Genomic DNA, 21604 nt, shown 5'->3' with positions numbered 1-21604 from the left:
GGTTTAATTTAACGTGTTTTTTGCCCATGGCTTGACTGCATTTCAATGGCTAACAAAGTGGAGAAAACCAGACCGTCACGGAAAGAAAAAGCAAGAGGAGAGCAGCGACCGATTCAAACGGCCAAGCCGGATAGTCGGCTGCGACAGGCTGCGGTAAGCGGTTTTTTTGCCGTTTCCGCGTTTGAATTTCTGCTGAAGGGAAGAGCTCGGAAAGTCACATGAGCCCTTTCGTGCAAAACCCAGAGCATACACGAATTGAAAGTGCGAAGTAAAGAAGTGTATATAAAAGTCGGAAGTTATCTCTTTTATTCAAGAGGCGTGTCTCTTAAGGTTACATTGTAGGCGCTTTCATATCACCCAATTTTAGGAGGGAAATTATGAGTTCGAAGAAGAAATGGTTATCGCTGGCACTGGGAGCGGCCATGATGGCTACGATGCTTCCCCAGGCATACGGCGCCGAGGCTCAGCCGGAAGTGCGCAATCTTGCCAAAGGCTTGAAGTACGAATGGTCCGAGGCTCCTCATTCAAACTATCCGGATCCTTCCGGTAAGCTTACCGACGGAGTGATCGGCAGCGCCAATGTGACGGACCCGTCCTGGGTCGGAAGCTTAAATAAGCAGACCCGTGAAATCGTCTTCGATCTGGGCGAGGCCAAGTCGATTTCCAAGATCCGGGCGCATTTTCTGCAGGATTGGCCGGGATCGGCGGTTCTTTTCCCTCTGACGGTTTCCATGTATGTGTCCGACGATAAGCAGAATTGGGGAACGGTAGCCCATAAAGCGACGGAGCATTTGTGGTCGGACGGCCCGCCGGTCGATCAGTTCTATACGTGGGACGGAAGCAAGGACGGCATTCCGAATGCGGGCTCCGATGCGAAGATGGCCTACGCCCGTTATGTTAAAGTGGCGTTCTCCATGCATCCGAAGGCGTGGGAGTTTATCGACGAGATCGAAATTTGGGGTGCCGACGGCAAAATCGAAGGGGCGAAGCAGGTGCCTGCGGAAGCTTTCGACTATATGCAGCCCGGTGAAAACACGGCCGGAATCCGCAACCTGTCGCTTCTGTACAACGGGTACTACTCGGACGGCGTCAAAATGACAAAGGAAAAACTGGTTCCCGAGATCGGGTATGTGAACAAGGAAGGAAAGCCCGTCGACTGGTTTTTTGACGGAGCCCTTGTCCTCGGCTTGCAGTCTCCACAAGGACGTGATTTCGGAGAAGGGGGGGCGCTGCTGACGGACTGGAAATGGTACCTGGACAAAACATTCGCGGCTCAGGGAGACCTGGATCAGCTCAACGAAGCGACGAAGGAAGTCGGCCAGAAGCTGGGACAGCCCGGCCACAAAACGAAAACGGTCATGATGATCCCTAATCCGGGCGAATATACAACCGATTTCGGCGATATCGACGGAGACGGCGTCACCGAGAATTTCAACGAGAGCGCGGTCGGCAAGGATAAAGCCATCGCCAACCGGCAGAAGGTGATCCGCTGGTGGATCGACGAAGTCAGCCGCAAGTTTGAGGAAAAGCACTATTCCAATCTGGAGCTTTCCGGTTACTATTGGCTGCAGGAGCAAGTGGGAACGAGCAGCACGGGTCCGGATCTTCTGCGCTTTACGAACGGTCTCGTTCACGAGAAAGGGCTAAAGTCGTTCTGGATCCCCCATTTCCTCGCGTACAAAAGCTACATGTGGAAGGATGTCGGGTTTGACGCGGTCACTTTCCAGCCGAACTATTATTTCGAGCCTCTGAACATAGACCGCCTGCAGGATGCGGCCGAAACGGCCAAACGGTTCGGAATGGGCGTCGAGCTTGAATTCGACGACCGGATGCTGACCGATGCCGTATTCCGCAAGAGATTCTTGGAATACCTGGATGCGGGCGAGCAGTTCGGTTTTAAGGGGAACTCCTTCAAGGCTTATTATAAAGGCAGCGGGCCGGTCATGGCCCAAGCGGCGGCAAGCTCCGATCCCGAGATTCGCGGCCTGTACGACAAGCTTTACGAGTTCACTAAAAACGGCCCGGCAGCCGGCGGAGCTCCGGTCGCTTCGGACAGCGCGCTCAGCACAGCGCCGGATACGCCCGTCTCGGGGACACTTCAGGCGACGGATGACGACGGCGATGCGCTGACTTACAGCATTGTGCGCAACGGCGCAAAGGGAAATGCCGCAGTGACGGACGCGTCCAAGGGAACGTTCACGTATACGCCGGGCAAGGGCCAGACGGGGACCGATACGTTCACGTTCAAAGCCAGCGACGGCAAGACGGATTCCAACGTTGCCACGGTAACGGTGACGATTGCGGCGGGCCAGACGGGCTGGCAGACCGTATTGACAGGCGGCGGAACGGTTCCGGCGGGGGAGAAGTTCTCCGTCACCTACGGCTTGACCGGAGGAACGCAGGCGGTATACGCACAGGATCTTAAAGTCGAATATGACGCCGCCTTTATGGATTTTGTGTCCGCGAAGCCCGTCCTGGACGGAATCTCCCTGCTTGAAACCGACAAAAAAACGCCGGGACAGCTCCGGCTGCTGATGGCCAGTCAAGGTGACAGTCACGCCGTGACGGGCCCCGCCAAGCTGCTCGAATTGACCTTCCGCAGCAAAAAGGACAATCAGACGATCAAAGGAGTCGTCTCCGTCACGAGCGCGGTGATGGGTGACCGCGAAGGAAAAGAAGCGGAGGCCGCGCCTTCGTCTTTGACGGTACAAACCCCGGGATCGGTTCCGGGCGATTATAACGGTGACGGCAAAGTGAGCGTCGGTGACCTGGCCATGGTGGCGGCTCCGTACGGCAAAACGAAACAAAGTCCGGACTGGGAGCAGATCAAGCACCTGGACATCAATAAGGACGGTAAAATCAACAATCAGGATCTCTCTGCCGTGGCGAGTAAAATCTTGAAGTAGCCGCGAACCGCCCGCTTCCTTCATGGAAAGCGGGCGGTTTTTTTGTATGAAAATTGAAAGGGAGCCGGTCAGTCAATCACGCTCCATTAACCCGACTTCTTTGCAAAGCTCGACGAGCTCAGAGACAGCCCGGAACTGCTGCCGGTTCCTTTCATGAATGCTATGAAGCGCTTGCTCCGTCACTTTTTTCGCCTTCCCGATGCTCTGGTGTTCCACGGCTTGTACGATATCCTTCATTCTGTCCAGAAAATAAACCGTTCTGCGCAGCGTGCGGATCAGCAGAATCTGCCGGATGTGCATAGGCGTAAAAATCCGGTATCCGTTGTCCGGATCTCTACCGGGCTTGAGCAGCCCTTCCTTTTCCCAATGGCGGATGGCAGAATCCTGGACACCTGTGAGAGAGGCGGCTTCGCCGATGGTCATCGCGCTTTTCAGCTTTTTGTTGGCCAGGATCGGCAGCTCGGGGTCTTGGAGGAGAGCGAGTGTCTTGTCGGCCACCGCTTTTTCATGCTGGAGGACGGACTGCTCATGGCTGACGAGCCAGAACGCGCCGTCCATATCGCCGCGCTGGATATGGCGAAGCACATCGCAGCTAAGTCCGACGCCGAAGGCGGGGAACATGGCGCGCAGACAGCGGAAATACGCCAGATGCATCCTCGTATACAGGCGGTACCCGTTCGCGGCCCGGTCCGGCGCCGGAACGACGCCCCACGATTCGTAATGCCGCAAGGCGCTCGTGCTGATGTGCAATTTTCGGGCAATGTCGATGGGCTTGTAGTACTCCATGTCTCGGGCCTTTCTCCGCGCGGAAAGCGGCGGTTGCAATGCTTGTTTAGGACGACGTTTAGGATGATTTTCCGGATGCTCCGGACTCTGAGGCGAAAGACAGACCCTTGGCCTCCAGAGCGGGGCGCAGCGTTTTGATCCCTTTGGGGCCCATACCGTGGAGCTGCAGAAGCTCTTTCTCGGTGACCCGGGCAAGCTGCTCAAGCCGCAGAAAGCCGGCTCCGGCAAGCGCGCGGAGAGCGGGCTTGGACAAGCCTGCGGGAAAATCGGATTCCGGTCCGGACGCCGCCGCTTTTTTATTCGACTGATCAGGAAGGTTAGTGGACATGAAAGTATCTCCTCTCCGTAAATAGTGGATGTCTTAACACGGGTGCGGTAGAAGCTATGCTTACTATACCACGGGGCCGATGATGTTTTTTCTTAGGAATTGCGGACCTTAAAAAAGATAGCTCATGTTAAGTCACGGCATCCCGATGGAGAAGTCCGTAAGGTACACTTCAATCATACCAAACAAAGCAAGGGTATTGGAATGTGAGCTACAGCGGGGCCGGTCTCGGGAGACATGAATACTATCCAGAAGGTGTCCCCGGAGGGGCCGGTCAGTACCGACCCGTAGAGCCTCCGAGACCTTTAACCCCCAGGTGGAGCACTGCATGTAGGGCTGATGCGCGCTCCAAGGAGCATCTGTACCGGTACAGATGCTTCTTTTTGGCGTTGTAGGCGCCTCCGCTCCCTTCTAAAATGGAATTACGCAGCAGGAAATCCATTTCCGGGCAAGCGTAATACGGGTACCCGAGGTGACTCTTTATGTATACATTGACGAGAGAAGAAGTACGCGCTTATTTAAAAAGAATCGGGATTCCGGAAATCGGGGCCCCCACGCTTCTTTATTTGGCTGAGCTGCATAAAGCTCATGTTAAACATCTTTCCTGGCAGACGCTGGACATTTTCGGCGGAAAACCTGCCCCTATCGGGTTTAAAGAATCGGTGGCGCTCATTCTGAACCAGCGAAGCGGCTACTGCTTCCACTTGAACGGCGCGTTCGGCGTTCTCCTGCATTCTCTCGGCTACCGGGTGAATTTGCATCGTGCAGGCGTTCAGCCGATGGGTGCCGAGCCGCGGATCAATTCTTTTCATCTTGGATTGACCGTTGATTTTTCCGATGAAGAAACGGGGAACGGGACCTGGATCGCCGAAGTAGGGCTGGGGGATATGCCTTTCGAGCCGCTGCCTCTCAGACACGGCACTTACATTCAGGCGCCTTACACGTACAAGGTGACGGAGTCGGGGGTTGCGGCTGACGGCTGGCGGCTGGAGCATGATCATCTCGCTTCTTTTCCGGGTGTCGATTATGCGCCTGACGTGTTGACTGATCTTGAAGAGTTCAAGCCGAACCATGAATTTTATATCCGTTCGGAGGATTCTCCCTGGTATAACAAGTTTCTGATCAGGCAACGGAATGAGGCCGAGGGCAATGAACTCAGAGGCTGTATCTGGAGGAAACGGAATGTAAGCGGGCTGGAAATAACCGAGCTTCGCACGAAATCGCAATGGTTCGAGGTTCTGGCCGATGTGTTCGATGAACAGCTTGTCAACTACAACAAACCGGAGCGGGAGGGTTTGTGGAAAAGAGTCGAGGCGGCCCATTCCGACTGGCAAAAAATAAAGGAGCGGCAAGAAAAGGCGGGAAGCCTGCCAACGGGATGATTCCCGGTACAAATCGTTTATAACGAATTGCGGCTTTCCAAGAGTGACATTTCCGCTATAAAATGGAGAAAGAAAACAGCCGGATGTCGGCTTTAGCGGAAGGGGCAGCTTCGTAATGAGCGGCAGTTTGCTTACGGTTTTAACGTTTTGTTCCGCACTCGGTTCGGGATTGAACGCGGGCTTGTTTTTCGCATTCTCTGCGTTCGTTATGACCGCCCTCGCCCGGATACCGGCGGAGCAGGGCATTGCGGCGATGCAGTCGATCAACGCGACCATTCTGAATCCCTTGTTCGGCATCGTGTTTATGGGAACGGCTTTGTTAAGCGGCGTGCTGGCAGTCGTCTCGTTGCTCAACTGGGGAGAGCCGGGCAGCGGCTGGTTATTGGCAGGCAGCCTGCTTTATGCCGCCGGCTTTGCGGTAACGATGGTGTTCAACGTTCCGCTGAATAACGCGCTCGAAGCCGTGAACCCGGGAAGCGCCGCAGGGGCTGACGTGTGGTCGAGTTATGTCGTCAAATGGACCGCTTGGAATCATGTGCGTACGGCTGCGTGCCTGGCGGCTCTGGCGATGTTCATACAAGCCCTCCGATTGAAAGGATAAGCATGCCGCAGCAAGCGGAAGCCGCATTCGAACCGTTGCGATAACGGCCGGATGCGGCTTTTGGCGTTCTAAGCCCGGATCGTAAAACAATATTTCGCAAGCGGGACTCACAAGGGCTTAGTCTTCTTGCCCATGGCTCAGGATGTTGACGAGCTTGCCCAGCGGATCGCGTACAAAAAAACGCCGGACCCCCCATGGCTCGTCAACGGGTCCGTATTCCGCAGGAAAACCGGCCTCCTCCATGCGTGCAAGCGCTTCTTCCAGATCGTCCACTTCGATGGATAAAGCCGGTGTAGGGGTGCCGGAGCCTCCCTCTGAAGCAATGCTGATCTGGACGTTCATCGTCTCGCGGTTCCCGTACGTTGCGATCCACCCGTGATCCATCAGCAAATCGAGACCGAGCGCCTCCTGATAAAAGCGTTTGGCCGCCGTAAGTTCCGGCGTGTCCAGGTTTGCGATAATTCGTTTAACCTTCATAGTCAACCTCCTTTTATAAGCTGTTATATCCCCGAAAACTATTTCGACAAGCATGGGACGATTCTCCTTTCTTGATAAATTCGGGATCGCTTCCGTAGAGCGGAACGCCGAAGACGCATGTGCAGCACATGATGAAAAAAGAACGCGGCGGAGCTGATCGCCCTGCCCGAACAAGGCGGGCGGCTGTATGTATGGGGAGACGGAAGCCGGGTGGCGCCGGGCGTGGAAGAGGAAATCCGGCAGGCTTACGCGAATATCCGTCAGGTAAGTCCGGTCGAAGCCCGGAAGTGGCTGTACGGCTTGCAGACGGAAGGACGCTACGCAAAAGACGTTTGGGCGGGGATTTACGGCGTCGAAGCGCAGCCTGAATTCGCCGTCATGTAAGCCGCCGGACGATCACCGGCTATTTTAAGGAAGGGAAGGAGATTTGTATGAAAATCGAGCATATGGCCCTATGGACGGCTGATCTGAAGCAGATGAAATCTTTTTATGAAACTTATTTCGGCGCAGCGGCGGGCGATAAGTACACGAACGCCAAGAAGCAGTTTCACTCGTACTTTTTGCAGTTCGAAAGCGGTGCAAGACTGGAGCTGATGACCAAACCGGCTTGCGCCGGAAGAGAAGAAGGGCGGATTTACCTCGGCTATGCCCATATCGCCTTCTCGACCGGAAGCGAAGACAACGTAGTGGAGCTGACGGAACGGTTAAGGCGTGACGGATATACCGTCGAAAGCGAGCCGCGGGTAACCGGCGACGGCTATTTTGAAAGTGTTGTTTTGGACCCGGAAGGAAACATCCTAGAAATCACGGTGTAAAACCGGGGGACTTCTGCGGGTTACTAGGTACCCGAATGTGTGCGAGTGCGGAGTGAAAAATTTCACGCCCGCCCGAATAAAAGAAAAGAAAAAGTACAGCCGCACGCGATCCGAGATCCTTTGCGCTTCAAAGACACGACACTTTATGTGCGGTGTCTTTTTATTTTCCGTCCAATATTCATCTAAGAAAAAAAGTCTTCGGCACCAGGCACGCCGTTTTCTTATGGAGAAAGCGTCTGTTCTGTGGAACGGGGACTTTTTTGCCGGGCGGGTATCGTCCCAATTCGTTTAGAACCTTGAAGTGCTTGGCTATACATTTTGCAAACAAATGCCTGATAAATCAAGCAAAAAAGACTTCAACCTTCTCATTTGCATGAATGTTATAGAATAAGGTTGTGCGGCTGGGACCAGGAAAGAATGCGTTAATAAGGAAGGAAAATCAAAAACGAACGGAGGATTTACTTGTGAGCAGCGAGATCGTAATCCGGAGAGCCCGGGAAAACAATCTGAGGAACGTGACGCTTCGCATTCCGAAATACAAACTGGTTGTGCTGACGGGACCTTCCGGCTCCGGTAAATCGACGCTGGCCATGGATACGCTCCAGCGCGAGTGCCAGAGGCAGTATATGGAGTCGATGGGCATGACCTCGGACGCTATTGCCAAGCCGAAGGTAGACGCGATTGTCGGGTTGTCCCCGTCCATCAGCGTCGGGCAGCATGTCACGAACCGAAATCCGAGATCGACGGTCGGTACGATTACGGATATTCACACGTATCTGCGGGTCATTTACGAGAAGCTGGGCGAGCGGCCCTGTCCGAACTGCGGAAAGCGCTTCGTCCCGTGGCCTGACGGGGAAGCGGCCGGACCGGGAGAAGGAGATGACGGAGAGGACGTGCAGCCGGCCGTCAAGTGTCCGCATTGCGGCGCGGGTATGGAGCGCCTGACACGCCGATATTTCTCCTACAATACACCGGAAGGCGCCTGTGAGGAATGCGGAGGGCTCGGTCATACGGTTACCCTGAACATGGAGGCCGTTTTCGATGAGGAGAAAAGCTTGCGGAGCGGCTGTGTAACGATCTGGTACGACGTGATCGCGAAACACAACCTGTCGATCCTCAAAGCGGCGGGAGAGCATTACGGCTTCCCCTTCGATGCCGATCTGCCCCTTAAAGAATACGGGGCCGTCCAGCGCGACCTGCTTTACTACGGGGTCGACAGCGAGGCGTTCTCCGCGCATTTTCCGGACGTAAAGCCGCCTAAATCGGTCGGCGGCGGTAAGTTCGAAGGCGTTGTGACCGGCATCTGGAGGCGCTACAAGGAGAAAGGCGGCGAATCGGGCGAATCGGCGCTGTTCCTTGAAGAGACGTGCCCTGCCTGTCACGGCGCCCGATTGAAGGAGAGCGTCCGCAGGTGACGGTCGGCGGCGCTTCCATCTCCGATATTTCCGGTTGGGCGCTCCAGGATGCGCTCGGCTGGCTGCAGGAGCTGATGGAAGAGCTGCAGCCCGAGGCCAGGGAGATGGTCGGCTCGCTTCTGCACGATCTGACCGTCCGGACGGAGCGGATCGTGGCCGTCGGTCTGGGCTATCTGTCCCTCAGCCGTCAGACGGTATCGCTCTCCGGCGGAGAGGCGCAGCGTCTCCGGCTCGCCTCCATCCTTGGCTCGGGACTGACCGGCGTGCTGTATATCCTCGACGAGCCGACGGCCGGATTGCATCCGCGGGATACCGCAGGGCTGATCGGCGTGTTGAAGCAGCTGAGGGACCTCGGCAACACGGTACTCGTCATCGAGCACGACGTCGAAATGATGCAGGCCGCGGACCATGTGATCGACATGGGTCCCGGTGCGGGAAGTTTCGGCGGCCGGGTCGTCGGAGAAGGGACGCTCGCGGAGCTAATGGACACCCGGGGCTCTGTCACGGGAGCGTTCTTGCGGGAGTCTTCGGGCATGACCGCGGACCTGTCCCGGCAGAGAAGACCAGGAAACGGCCGGTTTCTGAACGTACACGATGCCTATGAACGGAATCTGAAGCATATCGACGTCTCCTTTCCGCTTGGCTGCCTGACCGCCGTCACCGGCGTCTCGGGTTCAGGAAAGTCGACCCTGCTTTTCGATCTGGTGGCCGCGGGCGGACGCGACGAGCAGCAGCGCCGCGGCTGCCGGAGCATCACCGGTTTCGGCGGCATCGGCGGGATCGTGACGGTCGACCAGTCGCCGATCGGCCGGATGAGCCGGTCCAACGTCGCGACCTACACCGACGTATTCACGGCGATGCGCAGTCTGTATGCCGGCTTGCCCGAAGCGAAGCGGGCGGGGCTTACCGCCAAGCATTTCTCGTTCAATACGCCGGGCGGCCGCTGCGAGCACTGCCAAGGGCTCGGTGTTGTGCCGATGGACATGTTCTTCCTGCCCGGTCTTGAAGTCCGCTGTCCGGTCTGTCGGGGGAAGCGGTTCAAGGAAGAAGTGCTGCGGGTCACCTGCAACGGGTACTCCATTTCGGATTTGCTGAACATGACGGTCCAGGAAAGCCTGCCTCTGCTGCAGGGCAGAATCAAGATGGACGGGCAGATCGCTCTTTTGACCGAAGTGGGATTAGGTTACCTGCACTGGGGGCAGTCGGTCCGGACCCTGTCGGGAGGAGAAGGGCAGCGGATCCGGCTTGCCAAAGAGCTGGGCGGCAAAACGAAGCGGCATACGCTGTACCTGCTGGATGAGCCGTCGACGGGTCTGCATCCGCGGGATACCCGGCAGCTTCTCGTCCTGCTGAACAAACTGGTCGACGCGGGAAACACGGTCATCGTCGTGGAGCATAATCTCGACATGATCCGCGAGTGCGACTGGGTCGTCGATATCGGGCCCGAAGCGGGAGACAAAGGGGGGGAAGTTGTGGCCGCGGGCACACCGGAGACGGTTGCGGCTGCCGCAGCTTCTCATACCGGACGTTTCTTGAAAAAAGCGCTGGCCGCGGCCTATTAAAAGAAGCCCCTGATCGCGGCCGGAATCCCGGTCCTGCCAGGGGCCGGCTTTTCCCATCCCGGAACTTTGCATACCTTGCAGGAGCCAAGTTGAGAGGCTGGCCGCCGGCAGGTCCTTGTCATCATGCGGCTCCTCACTGCGGGGGGAAACCACGCACCGTGTCTGCCCGCTTGAATCACGCGCGATGAGCCTCTAAGGTACAACTAGCGGCCCGGGCCGAAAAAACGACTATAATCAAATCCGCCTTAACCACCGGTCTATTTTTCCGTTATAATGAATAGGACTATGAGCCTTCACGGCTCTTACTACATGAATAAGGGGAATCTGAATGCCGGATACCGGAATGGTTTTGCCTGTAAATCGTTTAACCCGCGATCAATTGGCACAAGTGAAACAACTGGAAAAGCGCTGTAACGAATACGATTCTATTACATTAAAACTGAACTGGGATATGCTCGAAAACCGCAAAGCGGAAGAATGCAGCGACTGGCTTTATGTCGAGAACGGAAAAGCAGTCGGTTTTCTGGCGCTGTTTGCTTTTAAAAGCAGCGAAGCGGAAATCAGCGGCATGGTCGACCCGGAGTACCGCCGCCGGGGAATTTTTCGGAAGCTGCTCGAAGCGGCCGACGAGGAATGCCGAAAACGCGGAATACCCGAGCAGCTGTTTATTGTGCAGCGGGGGTCGGAGTCGGGACGCTCTTTCGCCGGATATGCCGGAGGCGCTTATGAATTTTCCGAGTATTGGATGGAGCTGCCCTCCGATTATGACCGGGACGTGCTGAGTTCCGTCATTTCCGCCGGTCAAATCGAGCTGCGTCCTGCGGTGCAAGCGGATATGGAAGTAGCGATCCGGCTGGACGTTGCCGGGTTCGGCGTCACGGAATCGGATGCCAGGGGATTCAACGAACGGAAATTGGCCGCGGCCGGAGAGAGCTTCTGGATTGCCGAGCTTGAAGGGACTCCCATTGGGAAAATCAACATTCAACTGTACGACGGCGGGTTTATTTCCGGATTTTGCGTGCTCCCGGAATACCGCGGACAAGGTCACGGCAGAGTGATCCTGGGCAAAGCGATTTCCATTGCGGAGTCGAAGCAGCTTCAGGGCAAGCTGGCTCTGGAGGTAGCGGCGGACAATGACCACGCCTTGGGCTTGTACAAATCGGTGGGCTTCGTCGAGCGAAACGTAAACGATTATTACCGCGTCACCGTGAAATAATCGTCATGTAAAAAGGACAACAGGGCGGCTGCCCTGCTGTCCTTTTTTCTTGGAGACGCTTGATAATGTAAGGCACGGGAAACGGAGGACGCAGCACGTATAGGTCGCCTAGGAAGGGGACGCACCTTGCAGGACGTTTCCCTCCATCCGGTAACAGTAAGGCCCCAGTCAGGAACCGAACCGGAGCCGTAGCGGGCGGCGAAGGCGGAACGAACGTCAGCAGGCGGTATACGCGTGAATGAAAATTTCGATCGTTAAGGACGCAGCGCGTTCATGACGTCGTCGACGATTTTCTCGGCGGCGATGACGCCGTTATACAACCAACTGCTTGTTGAAGGAATCTCATAGACGTGACCGGTTTTAACGGCCGGGATGTTTTTCCAGAGGTCTTCTTCCAGGTTTCCGGCCTGGCCTTTATCGTAATTGACGAGAAAAAGATAATCTGCGTCCAGCTCGGCCAGTTTCTCCAGCGAAACGGGAACCCAATTGGCCTTGGACTCCGTCAAAGAATTCAGCAGGTTCGGTTTGTTCAAACCCAAATCCCCGTACAAAACCGCTCCGCTTGAAACATTTCCGTTTACGACGTAGAAGGTTTTCTTGGTGAGCCACAGAACCGCGACTTTTTTGTCTCCGAGCGCTTTCCGCAAGCTGTCTTTCGACTCTTTTGCCTTCCGGTCGTAGGCTTCCAGCGCTTTTTTCGCTTCCTCCTTTTTATTTAACAATTCGGCCATTTTCGTAATTGTTTTTTTATAATCGTCGGCGTCCTCTTTAGAGAGGACAAAGGTCGGCGCTATTTTCGCATACTGCTCGTATTGACTCTCTTGAGCGGCGGCTTCCGGGCGGAGGATGATCAGGTCGGGGCTGAAGCTGAGAACGGTCTCCGGCGGCAGATTCGAAGGAATAGGGGGGATTCCCTCCAACTGTGAGCGCAAATATTCCTGTACGTTTCCGCCTTTTACGGACCATTGGGCGACGGGTTTAATGCCGAGGGCGAGCAGAGGGTCCTCCAGGTAGGAGGCAATAATTTTTTGGGGCTCGACAGGCAGGTTCACTTGATGACCCATCCCGTCCGTGACGGTTTGCTGCCGGGGCTGAGCGCTCTCTTTATTGCCGCAGCCTACGGTCAAAGCAAATAGAAGCAGGATAAAGATAGCGGGCACGCCCGACTTTTTGAGATTAAACACGGTCAAATTCCTCCATAGACGTAGGTTATAAGGATAGCTTTTCCAAACAATATTATATTGATAATGATTATCATTGTCAAATAAAAAAGGAGAAAGGCGTGCTTCGACAGGATACAAAAGCGGCTGAATTTCTCCGGGCAAAAAGCCGTTTCTTCATCCGTTTTTTATTGTCGTGTCCGTGAATGTAAGATATAATCAATTCCGATGGAATTTATTAGGATAAATTACAAAATGAAATCGGAAAAGAGAATGGGAGGATGAGTGCAAGGATGACGATGCAAACGGAAGAGCAGGAAATCATACCGGTTCTTACAACGGGTAATAATCTGACCGATTATGAAGAGGCGTACGCCAATTTCGACTGGGCGGATGTGGAGAAGGAATTTACGTGGTCCCGCACGGGAAAAGTAAATATCGCTTACGAGGCGCTCGACCGCCATGTGGAGGAAGGCCGTGGGGACAAAACGGCGCTTATTTACACGGACGCGGCACGGAATGAATCGTATACGTTTGCACAAATGAAAACCCTTTCCGACAAATTCGGACATGCTCTGCGGTCTCTCGGCATCGGCAAAGGAGATCGTATTTTCGTGTTTATGCCGCGTTCTCCGGAGCTGTATACGGCTTATATCGGGGCTGTAAAAATCGGGGCGATCGTCGGCCCGCTGTTCGAAGCTTTTATGGAAGCGGCCGTGAAGGACCGGCTTCTGGATTCCGAAGCCGTGGCCATTGTCACAACCCCAGCGCTTAAAGATCGCATTCCCGTTTCCGAGCTGCCCGCGCTCAAGCATGTCATCGTGGTCGGTGAGAACAGCGAGCCCGGCGACAGGGAGATTTCTTACGAGGATCTGATGGCAAAAGCGTCCGATCAGCTGGAAATCGAATGGGTCGGACTGGACGACGGCATGCAGCTGCACTACACATCGGGCTCCACCGGCAAACCGAAAGGGGTTCTGCACGTCCATAACGCGATGATCCAGCATCTTCATACCGCCAAAACGGTCCTGGATCTCCAGCCGGACGATATTTACTGGTGCTGCGCCGATCCCGGCTGGGTAACGGGAACCGTATACGGAATGTGGGCGCCTTGGCTGAACGGGACGACTTCGCTCGTACGCGGCGGCCGCTTCTCGGCGAATGACAGCTACCAGACGCTCGAAACCTACAAAGTCACGGTGTGGTACTGGGCTCCGACCGCTTTCCGGCTGCTGATGGCGGCGGGCGACGATCTCCTCAAGCAGTTCGATCTGTCCTCTGTGCGCCACATCCTGTCCGTGGGCGAGCCTCTTAATCCCGAGGTGGTACGCTGGGGAATGAAAGTATTCGGCAAACGCATTCACGATACGTGGTGGATGACGGAAACCGGCGCGCAGGTCATCTGCAACTATCCGGCGATGCCGATTAAGCCGGGCTCTATGGGCAAGCCGATTCCGGGCGTTTACGCGGCCATCGTCGACGATCAGGGCAACGAGCTGCCGCCGAACCGGATGGGCAACCTTGCGGTACGCGCTCCGTGGCCTTCCATGATGCGCCTCATCTGGAACAATCCCGCGAAATACGACGAGTACTACCGGCTGAAGCCGTGGTATATTTCCGGCGACTCCGCTTACAAGGACGAGGAAGGATACTTCTGGTTCCAGGGCCGCGTCGACGATGTGATCAACACGTCCGGCGAACGTGTCGGGCCTTTCGAAGTCGAGAGCAAGCTGGTGGAACATCCGGCCGTTGCGGAAGCGGGTGTAATCGGCAAGCCGGACCCGGTGCGCGGCGAAATTATTAAAGCGTTTATCGCGCTGCGGGATGGCTACGAGCCTTCCGAGGAATTGATCAAAGAAATTCAGCAGTTTGTCAAAAAAGGCCTTGCGGCCCACTCGGCTCCACGCGAAATCGAGTTCCGCGACAAGCTTCCGAAGACGCGCTCCGGCAAAATTATGCGCCGCGTTCTGAAGGCGTGGGAACTGGGGCTGCCTACCGGCGACCTGTCCACACTGGAAGATTAATCATCCTCTCCGATCGCTTGCTTTCTCCGGAACTTGCGTAGGAATGACCAAGTCCGTTGCGGTCAATCAAGCAGACGGTCCAATAAGCAGATCTCTGCACACTGCTGCTTTAAAGCAGCACCCGAATAACCGGCCTCCCGAGAGGCCGGTTATTTTTTTCGGGATTCCGGTGAACTTGGAAGCATTGGATGGAAGCATTTTTTACACCTTCAGGACATATGTCCTTTTCTGCACGCCTGGAGCTGGGATTTAATAAGAAAGAAGTTCTAAGCGAAGGAGACGGCCGCAATGAAAGGGATTTTATTTGCATTTTTAGGCGGGGCGTGCATTACGCTGCAGGGCGTCGCCAACGCGCGCATCAGCCATGATATCGGCACGTGGCAGGCCGCTACGATCACCCAACTGACGGGTTTTCTGATTGCGCTGGTTATCCTGCTTTTTGTGCGGGACGGCAGCCTGCGAAGCTTCAAAGGGATTAAGCCGCTTTATCTGATCGGAGGCGCACTGGGGGCGGTCATCATTTTCAGTGAGGTCTCGGCCATTCAGAAAATCGGGGTTACGTTTACGATTGCTGCCCTGTTGATCGCTCAGCTCAGCCTTACTTTTCTCGTGGATATCAACGGATGGTTCGGCGTCGCCAAACAGAAAATGAAGCTGCCGCAGTTTATCGGCATCGGGTTAATGATCGCGGGTGTCGTGATCCTGAAACTGTGATAGGATATGATTTCGGGGATAGGATAAGGAAAAGGCTGGAGGTGAACCCGGAGTGAAAGAAATTCAGGACCGGGAGCTGTTGTCCCGTTATTTGCGGGAACATCGGCTGGAGACGGTTTTTAACGAAGCCTTGAACCCTCATTTGTCTCTGTTCAGCTTCGAGCAGGGAGAGATGATCTGTTCCAGGGGCGAGCCGGCCAGCTATTTGTATGTGCTGGTTAAAGGGAAAATCAAAATTTACACGTCCTCCGCGGAAGGCAAAACGCTCATTCTTTGTTTCAAGACGCCGATTGAAGTAATCGGGGATATTGAATATATACGGGGAAGCGATATCGTGAACACGGTTGAAGCCGTATCGCCGGTTCACATGATCGGATTTCACCACCGCTGGCTCAAAAAATACGGGAACGACCACGCTCCGCTGCTGAGGTTTTTGCTGGAGATCATTACGCAGAAGTTTTACATCGACTCGAATTTCTCCAGTTTTAATTTGATGTATCCGGTAGAAGTTCGGCTCGCCAGCTACTTGCTGTCGGTTTTTTGCGATGAATCGGATAATCTGGTCCGGGGGCAGCTGAGTACGACGCATCTTATGGATGCGGCTAATTTGATCGGAACCAGCTACAGGCATCTGAACAGGGTGATCCAAAAGTTTTGCAGCGAAGGGCTGCTTCAGCGTACGAGAGGGTTTATCACGATTAAGGACCGGGAAGGGCTGAGCGCGATGGCCGGTCACAATATTTACGAGTGATAGAGTTTAGCGGTTCTCCTCGTGTACGGAAATAGCGTTATTTATTTATAGAGAGAAGGGGAGCAAGCCATGATACTGGGATTAATGCTGGCGGTTCTGGCCGGTTCGCTGGTCAGCCTGCAAACGGTTTTCAACAGCAAAGTAAATGAGCGGACGGGATCTTGGGCAACGACGACCCTGGTGCTGGGAATGGGTTTCCTGGCTTCGTTGACTATCAGTCTGCTGGTGGAAGGAAAGCAGACATTCGCCTTGCAAAACATGCAGGCGTGGTATTGGGTGAGCGGTATGATCGGTGTCGGCGTCGTCATCTGCCTCGTACAGGGAATGAAGCTTCTCGGCCCGACCTATGCCATTTCAATCGTGCTGACGGCGCAGCTCAGTTTTGCCCTGCTTTGGGACTCGCTGGGGTGGCTGGGGTTGGATAAGGTGCCGTTTACGCTGAATAAGCTGATCGGTGTGCTGGTCATCGTCGCCGGCATCGTCCTGTTCAAGTTCGGCGGCAGGCAAGGAGCCGAGTCGTCCGCGGCCAAGGCGCCGCAGGGATTGCCGGACTGACGGATGTGCGGGAAGATAAAAAGGAAAAACTCAGTCTCTCCCCGGAGAGACTGAGTTTTTTTGTTGTTTGCGCGGCTGCAGGCTGACGTCTGACATTCAATTGTCGGGGATGAAGAAAGAAACGGCGGTCCCGAGACCGGGAGAGCTTTCGATCGTCAATCCCGCGCCGTACATATGCCGCAGCCGGCGGTCGGTGTTCGCCAGTCCGATTCCCCGGCGTTCTTCTCCGGCGTGGAGGCTCCGAAGCTTCTCGAGGATTGCCGGGTCCATCCCCATGCCGTTGTCCGTGACACGGACTTCCGTCCCGTTTTCGCGGCTCTTCACTTCGATCCGGATAACGCCTCCCGATTTTTTCTCCAGCACGCCGTGGATAAGCGCATTTTCAACCAGCGGCTGAATGGATAGAGGCGGAAGTCTGAGTCCGGGAATGTCGGCGATCTCCCAGTGAATGTCCAGTCTGTGTCCATGACGGACGGTTTCTACGGCGAGATAGGAGCGGACAAGCTCGAGCTCTCTCTGAAGAGGAATAAGCTGCTCCGAATTTTGAAAGTCGAAGCTGTTCTGCAAGTAGGCGGAAAATTCCTCCAGAAGCTCTCTCATTTTTGCCGGATCGATCTCGCTGAGGATGGAGATGGAGTTTATTGTGTTGAAGAAAAAATGCGGCTTGATCTGAGCCTGCAGCCATGCGGCTTCCATGCGCAGCCGTTCTTCTACCGACAGTTTGAGCCCGATCAGGGAGCGGACCCGCGCCTTCAGGTCGTAAGCTTCCACCGGCTTCGTGACATAATCGTTCGCACCCGCCTGAAAGCCCGCCGTACTATCTTGCGGGCCGCTGCGCGCCGTAAGCAGGAGGACGGGCAGCTCGGCCGGCGTATGCCTGCCGCGGATGATCCGGGTCAGTTCGTAACCGGACATAAGAGGCATCATGACGTCGCTGATGACAAGGTCCCAGCCGGTTCCGTCCAACAAGGACAGGGCTTCCCTGCCGCTTGCTGCCGTTTCGACCCGGTAGCCTTCGGATGCCAGCAGGTTGCGAAGCACCGTCAGATTGACCGGATCGTCGTCGACGACAAGAATATTCGGCAGCTTCTCCGGCCGTCCGGTTTCTTCTTGCCGGGCGGTTTGCGCGGCCTGTCCGGCCGTGCCTGCTGCGGAGAGTTCTTCTTCGGCGGCGGCCAAGGGAGCGGAGGACAGGGCGGCGGTTCCAGAGGAAGCGCCCATGTCCGGTTCGCCCGGATTAGCCGGATAGGCGACGTCCCGGAAAGGCTCCGCGAGAGGCAGTGTAAAAGAAAATACGCTGCCCTGCCCGGGCACGGAAGAAGCTTCGAGTACACCGCCGTGCAGTTCCACCAGGTTTTTACAGATGCCCAGACCAAGACCCAGTCCCCCACCGGTTGCGGTAATCCCGGAATCGGCCTGCTCGTAGGGCTGAAATAATCGGATCAACTGCTGCCCGTCCATGCCGATTCCCGTATCTGCAATCCGGATTTCGGCGTGTCCGTCCGAGACCCGTGCTTCGATGGCAATCGTCCCCTCGTTCGTAAATTTAATCGCGTTGTGAACGAGATTAAACAGGATCTGGGTGAGCCTGTTCTCATCCGCAATGACGGGGGGAAATGTTTCGGGAATATCCAGCTTCAGTTCCAGGGGTTTGCCGCCGATCATATAACGCAGCATATCCGCCACGCCGCCCGCGACGGACTGGATTTTCAGCTTCTTCCGCTGCAGGCGGATGCGGTTTTCTTTTAATAACGTGATGTCCAGCAGATCATTGAGCAGCAGAGACATCCGCTGTCCGACCGTCAGGAGCAGTTCCATGTTTTTTCTGCTGTCTTCCGTAAGTTTGTCCTGTTCCGTGTGGAGCACCGTCTGAGCCATATTCAAAATTCCGTGCAGCGGATTTCTCAGTTCGTGGGACGTGTTGGCGAGGAAGTCATCCTTCCGTTTGTCCTCCTTTTGCAATCGTTCGGCAAGCTCTGCCGTCCTGGCGGACGTACGGAAATAACGTTTGAACCAGTAGGCGGCAAGCGCAAACAAAGCGGCAAGCAGATCAAGCGGATAAAAACCCGGTTCCAGACCGGTTACCGGCTTCACGGCGCCCCAGAACACGTTGGAAACGACCGCCGCAATTCCGAGCAGCAGAAAAATACCGTCTTCCTTTTCTCTTTTTATCGTTCTCAGCATAAGGACAAGAAAGACAAGATCCGTCGCCAAGCCGGATATCGTTAAAAAGAAAGCGGAGCGGGAGACCATGTAAGCGGGAGCGAACAAAATGAACAGCGTGTACAAGACATAAATCAACTGAAGCATTCTGAAAATCCGTTTGCCGGTTTGTTTGAGAAACCATAATCTCGCGAGCTGAATCAGGCAAAGGGCGATTCCCGTGTAGGCGACCAATATCGTTCTTGTGGCGGTTTCATAATCCATATCCAGCCAAACGACCAGAGGCTTGCTGTCGTCCGAAAGCACGGCAACCGCCGCAAAGAGTCCCAGCGCGGCAAATGTGAGGACGGATCTGCGCTGCGCGCCGATCAAATATAGCAGCACCGCATAGGCCGAGTGAATCAGCAGGACGAGGGCGATGGCTAGCTGCGATCCGATACCGATCCAGACGGCGCGCGTCAGGGCGGTCTCTTCGCCGAAACGGACCGAACCCGTAATGCCTCCGGCTTTCATATACGACGGACTGGCCGCATGAATGATCAGATCCGCTTGGCCGCCATCCGCCGTAAACGTGACGGATACGGGACGGTAGCCGGGGATGAAACCCTCGCCGGTCTCCGCCGGCCTGCCGGTTTGATGGAGCGGCTGACCGTTTACGAATACCGCGGAAGCCGAACGGATATCGGGCAAGCGGATGCCGAATGTCAGCTTCGTATCGCGGGGAAGAGACACGCGCAGCCGGTAACTGCCGAAGCGGTAGCTGTCTTTCGCTTCCCCGGCAAAAGCCTGTTCCCAGGAGCCGGGAACCTGCAAAACCCGCATCCCCGCCGGCGCCGCCGATCCGCTTTCGACAGGAATCAGTTGATGGGGATAAAATTCCCATTCGCCGTTGAGCGTTACCAGCGGATTTTCGGCAAAATTCCAATTTTGCAAATTGAGCGTTCCTTTAACGGCCGGCGGGTTAGCGGGGATGGAGGTCATGTGGTACCAGATCAGACGCAATCCGCCGAGCGAAAGGAAAAAAAGAAACACCCAGATAAACACTCTGAATTTGTAGGTTTTCATTCTGATGCATTTCTACAAATTTTTTTAAAATCCTTCTCGTTTCAAAACCAGTTTTTGACCGAACTAATTCTTTTGACCCGATAAAAATAGGTAGGAAGGCTCTTCTATTTCTGATATGGTAGAGAAGAGGCTGTGAAGCCCTTTTTCCTTTGTTATTTGGAGTAAAGGCCGATTTATCATAACACGATAAAAGTCCGATAAAATACATAAGTTCGTTTGAAAGAATAGTGTCTGATTCGGAGGGACTGAGGATGTTAAAAGCGATAATTCTGGAAGACGAGCCTCTTGCCGCTTTGCAGATGAACCGCATGCTGGAAGCAATCCCGGGAATTGAGGTGGCGGGTTCCTATTCGGACCCGGACGAGGCTATAGCCAAGGTGGAAGGGCTGCAGCCGGATGTAGCGTTCCTCGATATACATCTGCCCGGTAAATCCGGGATACAAACGGCCGAGCTTCTGCAGGAGGTTTGCCCGGAATTGCACATCGTATTTGTAACGGCCTACGATAAATACGCCGTTGACGCGTTTGATTTGAACGCTGTCGATTATGTGTTGAAGCCGGTGCGCAAGGAACGGCTCATAAAAACCGTCCAGCGTCTTACGGATAAAGCGCAGTTTTCCCGCAGCGCCCAGGCGAACGATTCCTCCCGCGCCATACGGATTCGTCTGCTGCAGACGATCCAATTCGAACGACGGAACGGTACCGTGGTGAGTCTGAAATGGCGCACGGCCAAAGCGCAGGAGCTTTTCGCCTACTTGATTCATCACCGTGGACAGGCTGTCCGTAAAAGCGATCTGCAGGAGATGTTCTGGCCGGACTTGGAAGCCAAGAAAGCGTCCGCACATCTGTATACGACGATCTATCATATCCGGCAGGCGTTAAAAGATACGGGAACGGATATCGGAATCCGGAGTATGAACATCAAAGAGGGTTATATCCTGGACGCCGGAGACATCCGGATCGACTCGGAGGAATGGGAGCGGAATCTGACCCGGCTGGAAGCCGTTCATACCGGCAATGTGGCGGAGCATCGGAAGGTGCTGGATCTGTATCCCGGAGACTTTCTGGCGGATTGCGATTATCTCTGGGCGGAGAATGAGCGGCAGCGGCTGCGCATTTTGTGGATCGAGCATGCACGGAAGCTGGGAGAATTTTATGCCGGACTTGGCCAAATTAATCAAGCGATCCTGATTTACAACCGGATGCAGGAGAAATACCCGCACTTCGAAGGCAGCTATTTCCCGCTGATGAAGCTGTATGCTTCTCTCCGGGACCGCAAGGCCGTAGAAGATCAATTCAACCGGCTGGGCGCGCTGCTTAAGGAAATGGACGTGCTCCCCGAAGTTTCCGTTCAAATGTGGATGGAAAAGTGGAGGGAAGGCTCCGCAATTGTGCTTTGAAAAGGAAGCTGTTCTTTTTCGACAAGCCGCTTATCCGGAAACCGGACTGTGTATACAGGCCGGTTTTTTTTATGCCGCCTCGTTGTTCAGATTTTGTCGAGATGGACGCGTTACAATACAAAGTGTGCCTTTTTGCGGCATAGACTGATCGGGAGAAAGGAGAGAAACAGGAGAGATCAGACCCTGATGATGCCGGACGGCAAAAAAATCACCGTTGAAGTCTCTGTCCGTTTTGTATTCACTTGTCCGAAGAGATGAGGAGCCGGACGTCTTCAGCGTCTCGGAGC

At 55.0% G+C, this 21604-nt stretch carries 16 protein-coding genes and 1 pseudogene; 12 read left to right on the top strand and 5 right to left on the bottom strand.

The genetic code is table 11. The annotated features are described in order from the left end of the window. The first annotated feature begins 377 nt into the window (after positions 1–377). Complete coding sequence (locus KVT34_RS12620; protein WP_217559006.1) at positions 378–2906, top strand: DUF4855 domain-containing protein; 2529 nt, start codon at positions 378–380, stop codon at positions 2904–2906. 72 nt (positions 2907–2978) lie between these two features. Here KVT34_RS12620 and KVT34_RS12615 read toward each other — a convergent pair whose 3' ends face one another. After that, entirely contained in the window at positions 2979–3692 is a 714-nt protein-coding gene (locus tag KVT34_RS12615; RefSeq protein ID WP_217559004.1) for a TioE family transcriptional regulator, read from the bottom strand. Positions 3693–3750: 58 nt separating this feature from the next. Continuing rightward, positions 3751–4020: a helix-hairpin-helix domain-containing protein gene (locus KVT34_RS12610; RefSeq protein WP_217559001.1), complete on the bottom strand. Its 270-nt coding sequence runs from the start codon at positions 4018–4020 to the stop codon at positions 3751–3753. Between the two features lie 479 nt (positions 4021–4499). Here KVT34_RS12610 and KVT34_RS12605 point away from each other — a divergent pair, with 479 nt between their 5' ends. Together KVT34_RS12605 and KVT34_RS12600 are read left to right on the top strand one after the other, a co-directional pair. Further along, the gene (locus tag KVT34_RS12605; RefSeq protein ID WP_217559000.1) at positions 4500–5399 is read left to right on the top strand and encodes an arylamine N-acetyltransferase family protein; all 900 of its coding nucleotides are present in this window, start codon (positions 4500–4502) and stop codon (positions 5397–5399) included. Positions 5400–5514: 115 nt separating this feature from the next. Further along, a complete protein-coding gene (locus KVT34_RS12600) occupies positions 5515–6000 on the top strand; it encodes an anthrone oxygenase family protein (RefSeq protein ID WP_217558998.1) in 486 nt (161 codons plus the stop codon). Between the two features lie 117 nt (positions 6001–6117). Here KVT34_RS12600 and KVT34_RS12595 read toward each other — a convergent pair whose 3' ends face one another. Then, positions 6118–6477, bottom strand: a complete 360-nt coding sequence (locus tag KVT34_RS12595) for a VOC family protein (protein WP_217558996.1) — start codon at positions 6475–6477, stop codon at positions 6118–6120. 210 nt (positions 6478–6687) lie between these two features. On the opposite strand from KVT34_RS12595, the gene KVT34_RS12590 reads away from it, so the two are divergent. From KVT34_RS12590 to KVT34_RS12575, 4 genes and pseudogenes are all read left to right on the top strand, one after another. Continuing rightward, positions 6688–6861, top strand: a complete 174-nt coding sequence (locus tag KVT34_RS12590; RefSeq protein ID WP_254634797.1) for a hypothetical protein — start codon at positions 6688–6690, stop codon at positions 6859–6861. A 47-nt stretch (positions 6862–6908) separates the two neighbouring features. Beyond that, positions 6909–7292 carry a VOC family protein gene (locus tag KVT34_RS12585; protein WP_217558994.1) on the top strand — a complete coding sequence of 128 codons (384 nt, stop codon included), beginning with the start codon at positions 6909–6911 and terminating at the stop codon, positions 7290–7292. Positions 7293–7756: 464 nt separating this feature from the next. Continuing rightward, positions 7757–10269 (top strand): annotated as a pseudogene (gene uvrA, locus KVT34_RS12580) (excinuclease ABC subunit UvrA). A 328-nt stretch (positions 10270–10597) separates the two neighbouring features. Continuing rightward, on the top strand, positions 10598–11485 hold the full coding sequence (locus tag KVT34_RS12575; protein ID WP_217558992.1) for a GNAT family N-acetyltransferase: 888 nt from the start codon (positions 10598–10600) through the stop codon (positions 11483–11485). Positions 11486–11739: 254 nt separating this feature from the next. Here KVT34_RS12575 and KVT34_RS12570 read toward each other — a convergent pair whose 3' ends face one another. Continuing rightward, a complete protein-coding gene (locus tag KVT34_RS12570) occupies positions 11740–12669 on the bottom strand; it encodes an ABC transporter substrate-binding protein (protein WP_217558990.1) in 930 nt (309 codons plus the stop codon). Between the two features lie 269 nt (positions 12670–12938). On the opposite strand from KVT34_RS12570, the gene acsA reads away from it, so the two are divergent. From acsA to KVT34_RS12550, 4 genes are all read left to right on the top strand, one after another. Beyond that, a complete protein-coding gene (gene acsA, locus KVT34_RS12565; RefSeq protein WP_217558988.1) occupies positions 12939–14669 on the top strand; it encodes an acetate--CoA ligase in 1731 nt (576 codons plus the stop codon). A 288-nt stretch (positions 14670–14957) separates the two neighbouring features. Next, positions 14958–15383 (top strand): DMT family transporter, encoded by a 426-nt coding sequence (locus tag KVT34_RS12560; RefSeq protein WP_217558986.1) that lies wholly within the window; start codon positions 14958–14960, stop codon positions 15381–15383. Between the two features lie 52 nt (positions 15384–15435). Beyond that, positions 15436–16134, top strand: coding sequence for a Crp/Fnr family transcriptional regulator (locus tag KVT34_RS12555; RefSeq protein ID WP_217558984.1), 699 nt, complete (start codon positions 15436–15438; stop codon positions 16132–16134). A gap of 69 nt (positions 16135–16203) precedes the next feature. After that, the gene (locus KVT34_RS12550) at positions 16204–16689 is read left to right on the top strand and encodes a DMT family transporter (protein WP_217558982.1); all 486 of its coding nucleotides are present in this window, start codon (positions 16204–16206) and stop codon (positions 16687–16689) included. A gap of 96 nt (positions 16690–16785) precedes the next feature. Here the strand turns inward: KVT34_RS12550 and KVT34_RS12545 are convergent, their stop codons facing one another. Next, positions 16786–19917 (bottom strand): ATP-binding protein, encoded by a 3132-nt coding sequence (locus KVT34_RS12545; protein ID WP_254634795.1) that lies wholly within the window; start codon positions 19915–19917, stop codon positions 16786–16788. A gap of 251 nt (positions 19918–20168) precedes the next feature. Here KVT34_RS12545 and KVT34_RS12540 point away from each other — a divergent pair, with 251 nt between their 5' ends. Then, the gene (locus tag KVT34_RS12540) at positions 20169–21317 is read left to right on the top strand and encodes a response regulator (protein WP_217558980.1); all 1149 of its coding nucleotides are present in this window, start codon (positions 20169–20171) and stop codon (positions 21315–21317) included. Positions 21318–21604: the final 287 nt, after the last annotated feature.

The organism is Paenibacillus sp. GbtcB18 (assembly GCF_019091125.1).
Taxonomy (GTDB): Bacteria; Bacillota; Bacilli; order Paenibacillales; family NBRC-103111; genus Paenibacillus_F; species Paenibacillus_F chitinolyticus.
This window is presented reverse-complemented; position numbering and strand designations above follow the sequence as displayed.

Bases quoted from the DNA above. Each gene is read 5' to 3' on its own strand.
- KVT34_RS12620 (WP_217559006.1), top strand. From the start codon at position 378: ATGAGTTCGAAGAAGAAATGGTTATCGCTGGCACTGGGAGCGGCCATG.
- KVT34_RS12615 (WP_217559004.1), bottom strand. From the start codon at position 3,692: ATGGAGTACTACAAGCCCATCGACATTGCCCGAAAATTGCACATCAGC.
- KVT34_RS12610 (WP_217559001.1), bottom strand. From the start codon at position 4,020: ATGTCCACTAACCTTCCTGATCAGTCGAATAAAAAAGCGGCGGCGTCC.
- KVT34_RS12605 (WP_217559000.1), top strand. From the start codon at position 4,500: ATGTATACATTGACGAGAGAAGAAGTACGCGCTTATTTAAAAAGAATC.
- KVT34_RS12600 (WP_217558998.1), top strand. From the start codon at position 5,515: ATGAGCGGCAGTTTGCTTACGGTTTTAACGTTTTGTTCCGCACTCGGT.
- KVT34_RS12595 (WP_217558996.1), bottom strand. From the start codon at position 6,477: ATGAAGGTTAAACGAATTATCGCAAACCTGGACACGCCGGAACTTACG.
- KVT34_RS12585 (WP_217558994.1), top strand. From the start codon at position 6,909: ATGAAAATCGAGCATATGGCCCTATGGACGGCTGATCTGAAGCAGATG.
- KVT34_RS12575 (WP_217558992.1), top strand. From the start codon at position 10,598: ATGCCGGATACCGGAATGGTTTTGCCTGTAAATCGTTTAACCCGCGAT.
- acsA (WP_217558988.1), top strand. From the start codon at position 12,939: ATGACGATGCAAACGGAAGAGCAGGAAATCATACCGGTTCTTACAACG.
- KVT34_RS12560 (WP_217558986.1), top strand. From the start codon at position 14,958: ATGAAAGGGATTTTATTTGCATTTTTAGGCGGGGCGTGCATTACGCTG.
- KVT34_RS12550 (WP_217558982.1), top strand. From the start codon at position 16,204: ATGATACTGGGATTAATGCTGGCGGTTCTGGCCGGTTCGCTGGTCAGC.
- KVT34_RS12545 (WP_254634795.1), bottom strand. From the start codon at position 19,917: ATGAAAACCTACAAATTCAGAGTGTTTATCTGGGTGTTTCTTTTTTTC.
- KVT34_RS12540 (WP_217558980.1), top strand. From the start codon at position 20,169: ATGTTAAAAGCGATAATTCTGGAAGACGAGCCTCTTGCCGCTTTGCAG.